Genomic DNA, 12,365 nt, shown 5'->3' on the forward strand with positions numbered 1-12,365 from the left:
CATGGGCTACGAGACGGTTTCCGTCAGCACAGATGAGCGCGGCGTCGCAACGCTGCTTTTGGACCGCGCAGACAAGCACAACGCCATGTCGGCACTAATGATCGAGGAACTGACTGACGCGGCCCACGCGCTGGGCGCGGATGACGCTGTGCGCGTCGTGATCCTGACCGGGGCGGGCAAGAGCTTCTGCGCGGGCGGCGATCTGCGCTGGATGCAGGACCAGATGGCAGCGGACCCGGTGACGCGGGGCGTCGAGGCCAAGAAGCTCGCGATGATGCTGAACGCGCTGAATGAAATGCCCAAGCCTTTGATTGCCAAGGTTCAGGGGCAGGCGTTTGGCGGCGGTGTCGGTATGGCATCCGTTTCGGATGTGTCCATCGGTGTAACGGGCGCGAAATTCGGCCTGACCGAGACCCGTTTGGGCCTGATCCCCGCGACCATCGGTCCCTATGTGCTGGCCCGTCTGGGCGAGGCAATGGCGCGCCGGGTGTTTATGTCGGCGCGGATTTTTGACGCGGAAGAAGCGGTCACGCTGGGCCTTCTGGCGAAAGCCGTCGCGCCCGAGGATCTGGACGCCGCCGTCGAGGCAGAGGTAACGCCTTATCTGTCCGTCGCGCCAGGCGCGGTCGCTGAAGCCAAAGCCCTGGCCCGTCGCCTTGGTCCGTCGATAACCGAGGCGATCATTGACGAAACCATCGCCGGTCTGGTCGCGCGCTGGGAAAGTGCTGAGGCGCAGGAAGGCATCGCCGCCTTCTTCGACAAACGCAAACCCAGTTGGGCCTAGAACGGACCGAACCGTTGTGGCGATGTTGCCCCCATGTGATGACCCGACAGTTCCGATTGGAAATGCACCCCGCAATTTCAAGTGAGTGAGTCTCTGTTTTTTTTGTCAGTTTTGCCGGTCTTTTGCTGCAAGATGGCAAAACGCGATGGATTTTTGGTTAACAGGTGACGAATTTCTGCATGCGCGAAATGCTTAACCTGTGGCTGAAACCCTTGCAAACAACGGTATACTGATAGGTCTGCCCCCGGTTTTGCGATCGCATTCAAAAACTCGAATGCGATATGCACTCGGTTGACCCTGCCAACCCGCAAAGGTAAACCGCTGATAGCTAGCGACAGGCGGGTAAACCGTTCAAAGGAGCCACACGTGGAAGACCTTCTCAGAGAATATCTCCCCATTATCATTTTCCTCGGATTAGCCATTGTTATCGGACTTGTTCTGATCCTTGCAGCCGTCGTGCTGGCAGTCCGCAATCCTGACCCGGAAAAACTCAGTGCTTACGAATGCGGGTTCAACGCTTTTGATGACGCCCGGATGAAATTCGATGTTCGGTTCTATCTGGTGTCGATCCTGTTCATCATCTTCGACCTTGAAATCGCTTTTCTGTTCCCCTGGGCCGTGGCCTTCAAGGATGTCGGGATGGTCGGGTTCTGGTCGATGATGGTGTTCCTTGCTGTATTGACGATCGGCTTTGCGTATGAGTGGAAGAAAGGGGCGCTCGAATGGGAGTGATGACTGGAGCCAACACGGCACAAGGCGACCGCGAACATGGCACGCGCCTGTTGAACGACCAACTGGCCGACAAGGGCTTTTTGCTGACCACCACAGACGACATCATCAACTGGGCGCGCACCGGATCGCTGCACTGGATGACTTTTGGTCTGGCCTGTTGTGCGGTCGAAATGATGCACGCGTCCATGCCGCGTTACGACCTTGAACGCTATGGGGTTGCCCCGCGCGCCTCCCCGCGCCAGTCCGACGTGATGATCGTGGCGGGCACACTGACCAACAAGATGGCGCCCGCGCTGCGCAAGGTATACGATCAGATGCCCGATCCGCGCTATGTGATCTCGATGGGATCGTGTGCCAATGGCGGTGGCTACTACCACTATTCCTATTCCGTGGTGCGCGGCTGTGACAGGATCGTGCCTGTTGACATTTACGTCCCCGGCTGTCCGCCAACCGCCGAGGCGCTGGTTTACGGAATCCTGCAACTGCAACGCAAAATCCGCCGCACCGGCACGATTGTGAGGTAAGCGATGAGCGACGCCCTGAACGAACTTGGGACCCTGCTGGAAGCCAAACGCCCCGATTGCGTGCTGAACTGGGAGATTGCTTTTGGCGAGTTGACCGTCAATGTGCCCTTGTCGGCGATCCCGGCGTTCATCGAGTTTCTGAAGGCCGACAAGGCTTGCATGTTCTCGACGCTCGTGGACATCACCGCGGTGGATTATCCGTCGCGGGAACAGCGTTTCGATGTCGTCTATCACTTCCTGTCGATGTACACGAACCAGCGCATCCGCGTGAAGGTCGCCATTCGCGAAGACGACATGGTGCCTTCGATCACCGAGGTTCACGCCTCGGCGGGCTGGTTTGAACGTGAAGTGTTCGACATGTTCGGCATCCTGTTCTCGGGCCACCCGGATCTGCGCCGTATCCTGACCGATTACGGCTTCCGCGGCCATCCGCTACGCAAGGATTTCCCGACCACGGGTTATACCGAAGTGCGCTATGACGAGGTCGAGAAACGCGTGGTTTACGAACCTGTGTCGCTGACCCAGGAATACCGCCAGTTCGACTTCATGTCGCCGTGGGAAGGGGCCAACTATATCCTGCCGGGCGACGAGAAATCTGACGAGGCCAAAGGCTGAACCAGATGAGCGGGCAAACCTTCATATTCTGCCTTGGGGCAACGAAGGCTGGCACAAGCTGGCTGTTCGATTACCTGTCGGGCCACCGGGAGTGTCATCTTCCGGCGATGAAGGAACTGCACTATTTCGATGCGTTGGAGCACGGCACGGGCGATTACTATCGCACGCAGGCGCAGAGCCGTCTTGAGGCCGCCCGCAAAGACCCGTCGACTGCATGGCAGAAGCGGCTGGTGGCCGATCTGGAGCGCTGGCTGTCAGTGTTCGACGGCAAGACACGCGATGACGCGGCCTATCTGCGCTATGTGCAGAAAGGTGGTGAACAGGCCCGCGTGATCGGCGATTTCACCCCCGCCTATGGGCTGCTGAAAGAAAAATCGCTGAAAACCATGGCCGCGCTGACCGACAAGGTGCGGTTTGTTTACCTGATGCGTGATCCGGTGGATCGGATCTGGTCGAACATCCGTATGATGGTCGGCAATGACGGTTCGGCGCTGGCTGCGAAGGTTGATGGCGTGCTGAACGGCACGGCGGACAATATCCTCGACCGCTCGAACTATCGCCGCACGCTGAACCGGCTGACCCGCGCCATCCCGCGCGAGGCGCTGCATATCGAGTTTTACGAACGGCTGTTCACACCCGCCGCCATCGAGCGCCTGTGCGCGTTTCTGGGGATCACACCTCAGCCCGCATCGTTCGACCGCGTGGTGCATCAAAGCACGAAAGCCGACCTGCCGATGGGCCAACGCGCCCAGCTTCAGGCAGCCCTTAAACCGCAATACAATTTCGTCGAGTCGTTCCTGGGTGAGCTTCCGGCGGAATGGACCCAGAAGATGGTGAGCGCATGATGGACGGATCAAAGGATTTCAACGACGCCCTGACGGGTGAACAGAAGATCCGCAATTTCAACATGAACTTCGGGCCGCAACACCCTGCGGCACACGGAGTTTTGCGGCTGGTTCTGGAGCTTGACGGCGAGATCGTCGAGCGCTGCGATCCGCATATCGGTCTTTTGCATCGCGGCACCGAAAAGCTGATGGAAAGTCGCACCTATCTGCAAAACCTGCCCTATTTCGACCGGTTGGATTACGTGGCGCCGATGAACCAGGAACACGCCTGGTGTTTGGCAATTGAGAAGCTGTGCGGTGTGGACGTGCCGCGCCGTGGCTCGCTGATCCGGGTTCTGTTCTCGGAAATCGGGCGTATTCTGAACCACCTTCTGAACATCACCACGCAGGCGATGGACGTGGGCGCGCTGACCCCGCCGCTATGGGGGTTTGAAGAGCGTGAGAAGCTGATGATCTTCTATGAACGCGCTTGTGGCGCACGCTTGCATGCTGCCTATTTCCGTCCTGGCGGTGTCCACCAAGATCTGCCGCCCGAATTGATCGACGATATCGAGACATGGGCCAACGAGTTCCCTGCCAAGATCGCGGATATCGACGGGCTGCTGACCGAGAACCGGATTTTCAAACAGCGGAATGCCGATATCGGAGTCGTGACCGAGGAAGACATCCAGAACTGGGGCTTCTCGGGTGTGATGGTGCGCGGGTCTGGCTTTGCGTGGGATTTGCGTCGCGCGCAACCTTATGAATGCTATGACGAATTCGAGTTCCAGATCCCAGTCGGAAAGAACGGCGATTGCTATGACCGCTACCTTGTCCGCATGGAGGAGATGCGCCAGTCGCTGAAAATCATGCATCAGGCGATTGAAAAACTGCGCGCTCCGGATGGGCAGGGCGACGTTATGGCACGAGGCAAGCTGTCGCCGCCGCCACGTGGCGAGATGAAACGCTCGATGGAAGCGTTGATCCACCATTTCAAACTTTACACCGAAGGGTTCAAAGTGCCCGCAGGCGAGGTTTACGCCGCCGTCGAAGCGCCGAAGGGCGAATTTGGCGTCTACCTGGTGGCCGACGGGACCAACCGCCCCTATCGCGCCAAGATCCGCGCACCGGGTTTTCCGCATCTGCAAGCGATGGATTATATGATGTGCGGCCACCAGCTGGCCGATTGCTCGGCGGTGATCGGCTCTCTGGATGTCGTTTTCGGGGAGATTGACCGGTGAGTGCTGCTGCCGAAACAAAAGATTTCGATGAGTATCTGGACGATGGATATGAGATCAAGTCTATGGTGATTGATGCCGGAAATTATGTTTTTGCGCTGCAACGTGGTCGCAAAGCTGCGATCTTACATGTCGATGGCATTAACTCCGACTTTCTGGAAACCCTCAAATCAGTCGAGGTTGGTTACTAATGCTTCGCCGTCTGTATCATGAACAGCCTGAAAGTTTCGCTTTCACCCCCGCCAACCAGGCTTGGGCCGAAGCGCAGATCACGAAATATCCCGAGGGGCGTCAGGCCTCGGCGGTGATCCCGCTTTTGTGGCGCGCGCAGGAACAGGAAGGGTGGCTGACCAAGCCCGCGATTGAACATATCGCGGACATGCTGGGCATGGCGGATATCCGCGTGCTGGAAGTCGCCTCGTTCTACTTCATGTTCCAGCTGCAACCGGTTGGGTCGGTTGCGCACATTCAGATTTGCGGCACCACGTCCTGCATGATTTGTGGCGCGGAAGACCTGATCGCGGTGTGTCGCGAGAAGATTGCCGACAAGCCGCATGTCGTGTCCGCAGATGGCAAGTTCAGCTGGGAAGAGGTCGAATGTTTGGGGGCCTGCACCAACGCGCCGATGGCCCAGATCGGAAAGGATTACTACGAAGACCTGACGGCTGAGAGCCTTGGCAAGCTGCTGGATGATCTGGCCGCAGGCAAGGTGCCGGTGCCGGGTCCGCAGAACGGGCGCTATGCGTCCGAACCGCTGGCGGGGCTGACCAGCCTCAAGGAATATGACAGCGGCAAGACGCAGTATAACGCAAGCGCGCAGCTGGCCACTGATCTTGGCGACACGATCAAGCGGATTGATGGCACCGAAGTGCCGCTTCTGACCTCGTGGCTGGGCAAGAACGCCACCAGCGGCAAGGCGCAACCGCCGAAACCCGCCGTGGACCCCAAGCCCGCCAATAAGCAAAAACCCGTTCAAAAAGTGCCCGAGGGTGACAACAAGAAGATTGCCAAGCCTCCGGTAAAACCTGCGGCACAACCGGTTGCAGGTCAGGAAACAAAGAAACCGCGCACCATGAAAGCCCCCCGCAAGTCGGGTGCGGATGACCTGAAGCTGCTGAAGGGCGTTGGCCCGAAGCTGGAAGGTGTCCTGAACGGCCTTGGCTTCTGGCATTTCGACCAGGTTGCCAAATGGGGCGCGGATGAAATTGCCTGGGTTGACGATCAATTGTCCTTCAAGGGGCGGATTGAACGCGACGGCTGGGTGGAGCAAGCCAAAATCCTTGCCGAAGGCGGTGAAACCGAGTTTTCGCGCAAAGGCAAGAAAGGCGAGGTCTGACGGAACCAGGTATGTTGACAGGTCGTATGGAACATAAGCGTATCACAAGGCAAGAAAACGCCAACGCATCTGTGCGGCCTGATTGTGTGTCCACCATCAACAACAGGGATAGGGACAATGACTAAAGATACCGGGTTTTTCACCTGCAAGAACATCTGCTGGATTATCGGCGCTTTGCTGGGGTTCGCAATTTTTCTGATGATCCCAAGCTGGATTTTAGGCCTGATTGTCGGCATCATCGTGGCAGTTGGCGCGGCGATACTGCTGCAAAAATACCTTTGTGGCGAAGTGGTTGATACACGGCCCGCCAAGGGCTCCATGACCGCCGCAAGTCTGAGCGGCAACACCGCCAGAACAACAGCGGATACGGCAGGCAAGGACGAGGTGGCGGCTTCGGCAGCCAGCATCCCCGCCGCTGCAATGGACGGCGCGCCGGTGCCGGTCGAGGCCGCGACCGCGCCTGCTGCACCGACAACAGCCGAAAAGCCTGCCACGAAAGAAGCACCCGCCGCGAAGCCTGAGGCCAGGAAAGCGGCTGCGAAGAAGCCAGCTGCCAAGAAAGCTCCAGCGAAAACAGCCGCCAAGACTGCTTCCAAGACGGCTGCGGCCAAACCCGCCGCTGCGGTGGCATCCGCGCCGACCGGCAAGCCCAAAAAGCCGCGCACCCTGAAAGAACCGCGCAAATCCGGTGCCGATGATCTGAAACAACTGAAGGGTGTCGGTCCGAAGTTGGAGCAGACGCTGAATGGTCTGGGTTTCTGGCATTTCGATCAGATCGCAAAGTGGACAGCGGACGAGATTGCCTGGGTTGACGACAACTTAAGCTTCAAAGGCCGGATCGAACGTGACGGCTGGGTAGACCAAGCCAGGACTTTGGCCGAGGGCGGGGAAACCGCATTCTCGAAAAAGGTCAAGAAGGGCGATGTTTATTAAAGGATGACACAGATCATGCACACCGATCCAAAAAACAACGTACAGCGGGAAGGGCGCCTGGCAGGTCTTGTCATCGCCTTCACCGGTGCGTTGTGGCTCGGTGGCACTTGGGTTGGGAAAAGCCTCGATTGGTCCAACAGGACCATGGCGTTGGTGGATCTTCTGGCCCTTGCCGGGTTCTTGTTTGGCCTGGTGGTAACGTATCGGATCTGGCGCAAGCGCCGGACGGATGAAGGATAAGAACGAATGCTGCAGGATAAAGACCGGATCTTTACCAACCTTTATGGCATGCACGACCGCACCCTTGCGGGCGCAAAGCAGCGCGGCCATTGGGATGGCACCGCCGGGATCCTCAAGAAGGGTCGGGACTGGATCATCGAGCAGATGAAAGCCTCGGGCCTGCGTGGTCGCGGCGGGGCGGGGTTCCCGACCGGTCTGAAATGGTCTTTCATGCCGAAGGAAAGTGACGGTCGCCCGGCCTATCTGGTGATCAATGCGGACGAATCCGAGCCCGGCACCTGCAAAGACCGCGAGATCATGCGCCACGATCCGCATACACTGATCGAGGGCGCGCTGATCGCCTCTTTCGCGATGAACGCAAACACCTGCTACATCTATCTGCGCGGCGAATATATCCGCGAGCGCGAGGCGTTGCAGGCCGCGATTGACGAGTGTTATGACGCGGGCCTGTTGGGCAAGAATGCGGCCAAGTCCGGTTGGGATTTCGACCTGTTCCTGCATCACGGGGCGGGTGCCTATATCTGTGGCGAAGAAACCGCGCTTCTGGAAAGCCTTGAGGGCAAGAAGGGCATGCCGCGCATGAAGCCGCCATTTCCGGCGGGTGCCGGACTGTATGGCTGTCCGACCACGGTGAACAACGTGGAATCGATTGCCGTTGTGCCGACCATCCTGCGGCGCGGGCCGGAATGGTTTGCGGGCTTTGGCCGCCCCAACAACTCCGGCACCAAGCTGTTTGGCATCTCGGGTCACGTGAACAACCCCTGCGTGGTTGAAGAGGCAATGTCGATTTCCTTCGAGGAACTGATCGACAAACATTGCGGCGGTATTCGCGGCGGCTGGGACAACCTGAAAGCCGTGATCCCCGGTGGCTCGTCTGTGCCCTGCGTGCGCGGTGAGAACATGCGCGACGCGATCATGGATTTCGACTATCTGCGCGGCGAGCTTGGCTCGGGTCTGGGCACCGCGGCCGTGATCGTCATGGACAAGCAGACCGACATCATCAAGGCGATCTGGCGCCTGTCCAAGTTCTACAAGCACGAAAGCTGCGGCCAGTGCACGCCGTGCCGCGAAGGCACCGGCTGGATGATGCGCGTGATGGACCGTCTGATGCGCGGCGAAGCCGAAGTGGACGAGATTGACATGCTGTGGGATGTGACCAAACAGGTCGAAGGCCACACGATCTGTGCGCTTGGCGATGCGGCCGCATGGCCGATCCAAGGTCTGATCCGCAACTTCCGGGACGAGATCGAAGACCGCATTCGTGTAAACAAGCAAGGCAAAGCCAGCATCGCGGCGGAATGAGCCGACGCGCAATTGAAATGAAAGACACGATGATGAATATGCAACGCAACATACTGAAAACTGGCGCCTCTGCGTCCGTTTCTGCGTGTTGTTATTGCATGACAACATTGTGCATCCCCACCTCCTTTTCAACAAAAGGAGATTTGTGATGATGAAACTTCGTACTTTTGCTTTCGCCACGGCCATGGCGGCAACCGCCGCCACCGGTGCGGCCTCGTCCGTGGATTATGCGGCATTGCGGGACGACAGCCGGATGCATGAAGAACTTTTGGGCGCTTCGATCGCCTATTTGATCGACGAGAACTGCCCGACCATTCGGCTGCGGAAATTCCGACTTTTGAACAAGGCGTTTTCGCTGCGCAAACATGCCATGACGCTTGGCTATTCCTCGAAAGAGGTGCTGGCCTATGTGGAAAGCAAGGCCGAACAAGACCGTTTTCGCGCAATCGCCGAGCCGATGCTGGCCAAGCGTGGCGTAAAGCCGGGTGATGAAGAAAGCTACTGCGCGGTTGGACGGGCAGAGATCAAACAGGGCTCCTTTGCTGGATCGTTACTTTACGAAAGCTAGGGGCAGACATGTGCGGGCGCGGGGAAAACCCCGGCCTGCGGAACGAAAAAGGGACCGTGATGAGCGACTTGAAAAAGATCGTCATTGACGACATGGAAGTTGAAGTTGATGGCGCGATGACGCTGATCCAGGCCTGTGAAGTGGCCGGGATCGAAGTGCCGCGTTTCTGCTATCACGAACGCCTGTCGATTGCCGGCAACTGCCGCATGTGTCTGGTCGAGGTTGTGGGCGGCCCGCCCAAGCCCGCGGCTTCCTGCGCCATGCAGGTGCGCGATTTGCGTCCCGGTCCTGAAGGGCAGCCGCCGGTGGTGAAAACCAACTCACCCATGGTCAAGAAGGCCCGTGAAGGTGTGATGGAGTTCTTGCTGATCAACCACCCGCTGGATTGTCCGATCTGCGATCAGGGTGGCGAGTGTGATTTGCAGGATCAGGCGATGGCTTACGGTATGTCCGGCTCGCGGTTCAAAGAACAGAAACGTGCGGTGGACGATCTGGATCTGGGGCCGCTGGTTGGCACCGCGATGACGCGCTGCATCAGTTGCACCCGCTGCGTGCGCTTCATTACCGAGGTCGCCGGCATCCCCGAACTGGGCCAGACAGGCCGCGGTGAGGATGCTGAAATTACCAGTTACCTTGGCAAGACGCTGGACAGCAACCTTCAGGGCAACATCATTGATCTGTGCCCGGTCGGCGCGCTGACGTCGAAACCCTATGCGTTCACCGCCCGCCCTTGGGAGCTGACCAAGACGGAAACCATTGACGTGATGGACGCGCTTGGGTCAAACATCCGCGTGGATACCAAGGGCCGTGAAGTGATGCGGGTTCTGCCGCGCAACCATGATGGCGTGAACGAAGAATGGATTTCCGACAAGACGCGCTTCATTTGGGACGGTCTGCGCCGCCAGCGTCTGGATGTGCCGTATGTTCGCGAAAACGGCAAATTGCGCAAAGCCAGTTGGGGCGAGGCGCTGGCCAAGGCTGCGGATGCCATGAAAGGCGCCAAGAAGGTGGCCGGTCTGGTCGGTGATCTGGCCCCGGCCGAGGCGGCGTTCAGCCTGAAAACGCTGATCGAGGGGCTGGGCGGCAATGTGGAATGCCGCACTGATAATGCCCGTCTGCCGATCGGCAACCGCTCGGGTTATGTCGGCACCGCGTCGATTGAAGACATCGATAGTGCGAAGTTCATCCAGTTGATCGGCACCAACCCACGGGTTGAAGCGCCGGTTCTGAACGCCCGTATCCGCAAGGCGTGGCTCAAGGGCGCTCAGGTCGGTCTGGTCGGTGAAGCCGTTGATCTGACGTATGATTATGCGCATGTCGGCAATGACCGTGCGGCGCTGGAGAGCATTGTGGGCAAAGACTATGGCGCGGTGAAAGACGCACCATCCGTTGTTATCGTGGGCATGGGCGCGGTCCGCGAGGCTGACGGTCTGGCGGTATTGTCCAACGCGATGAAACTGGCCGAAGACACCGGATCGAAGCTGCTGATCCTGCACACCGCCGCAGGCCGCGTTGGCGCGTTGGATGTGGGTGCCGTGACCGAAGGCGGCATGGAGGCCGCCACCATTGGCGCAGATGTCATCTATAACATGGGCGCGGATGAAATAGACATCGGCGCTGGCCCCTTCGTGATCTATCAGGGCAGCCATGGCGACCGGGGCGCGATGCGCGCCGACGTGATCCTGCCGGGCGCGGCCTATACCGAAGAGGGCGGCTTGTTCGTGAATACCGAAGGTCGCCCGCAACTGGCACTGCGCGCCAATTTCGCTCCGGGTGAGGCCAAAGAAAACTGGGCCATCCTGCGGGCGCTGTCGGCGGAACTGGGCGCAACCCTGCCGTGGGACAGCCTGACAGGTCTGCGCCGCGCAATGGTCGAAGCCGCACCGGTTCTGGGTGGTGTCGATCAGGTGGCGGGGAACGAATGGCAGCCGCTGCCGGTCGAAAAGATGGGGACGGCCAGCTTCCGTTACACGATTGGCGATTTCTATCTGACCAACCCGATTGCACGGGCGTCAGAAGTGATGGCAGAGCTGTCGGCGCAAGCGCGCGCACGCGCGTCGTCGAAGCTGGCGGCAGAATAGGAACAGGGGCAGGACCGGGGACATGTTTGATCACCCAAACGGCAACAGCGAACAGAAAGACCTGCTTGCAGGATTTGTCGGCGTTGCTGTGCATCCCTTTGGTTCTGCAACGGAAAATAAATACCGACGGTCTGAGGGCATGACGCGACATGGTTGAATTCTTCACGACAACATATCTGGGCATTGCCCTTCTGATTATCGGACAAAGTCTGCTGATCGTGGTTCCGCTTCTGGTGGCGCTGGCCTTTCTTTTGTATTTCGACCGCAAGGTTTGGGCGGCTGTGCAGATGCGCAAAGGACCGAACGTGGTGGGCGCGTTCGGCGTGCTGCAATCTTTCGCGGATTTCATCAAATATGTGCTGAAGGAAATCGTGGTGCCCGCGGGTGCGGATCGCTTCGTCTTTTTCCTTGCTCCGATGATGAGCTTCGTTCTGGCCATGGTTGCCTGGGCTGTGATCCCGTTCAATGACGGCTGGGTTCTGGCTGATATCAACGTGGCGATCCTGTTCGTTTTCGCGGTCTCTTCGCTAGAGGTGTATGGCGTGATCATGGGCGGCTGGGCGTCGAACTCGAAATACCCGTTCCTTGGCTCGCTGCGGTCGGCTGCGCAGATGATTTCCTACGAGGTTTCGATCGGCCTGATCATCATCGGTGTGATCCTGTCCACCGGGTCAATGAATTTCGGGGACATCGTGATGGCGCAAGACGGCAAGGGGCTGCTCAGCTGGTATTGGTTGCCGCATTTCCCAATGGTGTTTCTGTTCCTGATTTCCGCGCTGGCCGAAACCAACCGCCCGCCGTTCGACCTGCCCGAGGCTGAATCGGAACTGGTGGCCGGGTATCAGGTTGAATATTCATCGACTCCCTTCCTTCTGTTCATGATCGGTGAATATGTGGCCATCGTTCTGATGTGCACGCTGATTTCGATCCTGTTCTTCGGCGGCTGGCTGTCGCCGGTCGAGTGGCTGCCCGACGGCATCCTGTGGCTGTTCGCGAAGATTTTCTTCTTCTTCTTCGTGTTCTCGATGATCAAAGCGATCACGCCGCGCTATCGCTATGACCAGTTGATGCGCATCGGTTGGAAAGTCTTCCTGCCGCTGTCACTGGCATGGGTTGTTCTGGTCGCATTCTTCGCCCAATACGGGGCATTCTGGGGCACTTACGCCCGCTGGACAGTAGGGGGCTGAT

Annotated in this window: 15 protein-coding genes; all 15 read left to right on the top strand. The window is 58.6% G+C overall.

What is annotated here, in order from left to right; all coding sequences use genetic code 11:
- The first annotated feature begins 1 nt into the window (after position 1).
- Entirely contained in the window at positions 2-784 is a 783-nt protein-coding gene (locus BMY55_RS06965; RefSeq protein WP_091429416.1) for a crotonase/enoyl-CoA hydratase family protein, read from the top strand.
- A 366-nt stretch (positions 785-1,150) separates the two neighbouring features.
- A complete protein-coding gene (locus BMY55_RS06970; protein WP_091429417.1) occupies positions 1,151-1,516 on the top strand; it encodes an NADH-quinone oxidoreductase subunit A in 366 nt (121 codons plus the stop codon).
- Positions 1,507-2,040 (top strand): NuoB/complex I 20 kDa subunit family protein, encoded by a 534-nt coding sequence (locus BMY55_RS06975; protein ID WP_091429419.1) that lies wholly within the window; start codon positions 1,507-1,509, stop codon positions 2,038-2,040. The genes BMY55_RS06970 and BMY55_RS06975 overlap by 10 nt, the downstream gene beginning before the upstream one ends.
- Positions 2,041-2,043: 3 nt before the next feature.
- Positions 2,044-2,655, top strand: a complete 612-nt coding sequence (locus BMY55_RS06980) for an NADH-quinone oxidoreductase subunit C (protein ID WP_091429421.1) — start codon at positions 2,044-2,046, stop codon at positions 2,653-2,655.
- A 5-nt stretch (positions 2,656-2,660) separates the two neighbouring features.
- Complete coding sequence (locus tag BMY55_RS06985; protein ID WP_091429422.1) at positions 2,661-3,500, top strand: sulfotransferase; 840 nt, start codon at positions 2,661-2,663, stop codon at positions 3,498-3,500.
- On the top strand, positions 3,500-4,720 hold the full coding sequence (locus BMY55_RS06990) for an NADH-quinone oxidoreductase subunit D (RefSeq protein WP_091432148.1): 1,221 nt from the start codon (positions 3,500-3,502) through the stop codon (positions 4,718-4,720). Before BMY55_RS06985 ends, BMY55_RS06990 begins: the two co-directional genes overlap by 1 nt.
- Complete coding sequence (locus BMY55_RS06995) at positions 4,717-4,908, top strand: hypothetical protein (protein ID WP_091429424.1); 192 nt, start codon at positions 4,717-4,719, stop codon at positions 4,906-4,908. The genes BMY55_RS06990 and BMY55_RS06995 overlap by 4 nt, the downstream gene beginning before the upstream one ends.
- The gene (locus tag BMY55_RS07000; RefSeq protein ID WP_091429425.1) at positions 4,908-6,053 is read left to right on the top strand and encodes an NADH-quinone oxidoreductase subunit E; all 1,146 of its coding nucleotides are present in this window, start codon (positions 4,908-4,910) and stop codon (positions 6,051-6,053) included. The genes BMY55_RS06995 and BMY55_RS07000 overlap by 1 nt, the downstream gene beginning before the upstream one ends.
- A 117-nt stretch (positions 6,054-6,170) precedes the next feature.
- Complete coding sequence (locus BMY55_RS17040; RefSeq protein WP_245744670.1) at positions 6,171-6,986, top strand: NADH:quinone oxidoreductase; 816 nt, start codon at positions 6,171-6,173, stop codon at positions 6,984-6,986.
- Positions 6,987-6,989: 3 nt separating this feature from the next.
- On the top strand, positions 6,990-7,226 hold the full coding sequence (locus tag BMY55_RS07010; RefSeq protein WP_245744671.1) for a DUF5337 domain-containing protein: 237 nt from the start codon (positions 6,990-6,992) through the stop codon (positions 7,224-7,226).
- A gap of 6 nt (positions 7,227-7,232) precedes the next feature.
- Positions 7,233-8,528: an NADH-quinone oxidoreductase subunit NuoF gene (gene nuoF / locus BMY55_RS07015; protein ID WP_091429427.1), complete on the top strand. Its 1,296-nt coding sequence runs from the start codon at positions 7,233-7,235 to the stop codon at positions 8,526-8,528.
- Positions 8,529-8,676: 148 nt separating this feature from the next.
- A complete protein-coding gene (locus BMY55_RS07020) occupies positions 8,677-9,096 on the top strand; it encodes a DUF5333 domain-containing protein (protein ID WP_091429428.1) in 420 nt (139 codons plus the stop codon).
- 59 nt (positions 9,097-9,155) lie between these two features.
- The gene (nuoG, locus tag BMY55_RS07025) at positions 9,156-11,177 is read left to right on the top strand and encodes an NADH-quinone oxidoreductase subunit NuoG (RefSeq protein ID WP_091432152.1); all 2,022 of its coding nucleotides are present in this window, start codon (positions 9,156-9,158) and stop codon (positions 11,175-11,177) included.
- Between the two features lie 22 nt (positions 11,178-11,199).
- Complete coding sequence (locus BMY55_RS17135; protein ID WP_281242428.1) at positions 11,200-11,334, top strand: hypothetical protein; 135 nt, start codon at positions 11,200-11,202, stop codon at positions 11,332-11,334.
- A complete protein-coding gene (nuoH, locus tag BMY55_RS07030) occupies positions 11,327-12,364 on the top strand; it encodes an NADH-quinone oxidoreductase subunit NuoH (RefSeq protein ID WP_091429430.1) in 1,038 nt (345 codons plus the stop codon). Before BMY55_RS17135 ends, nuoH begins: the two co-directional genes overlap by 8 nt.
- Position 12,365: the final 1 nt, after the last annotated feature.

Source organism: Aliiroseovarius sediminilitoris, assembly GCF_900109955.1.
GTDB lineage: Bacteria > Pseudomonadota > Alphaproteobacteria > Rhodobacterales > Rhodobacteraceae > Aliiroseovarius > Aliiroseovarius sediminilitoris.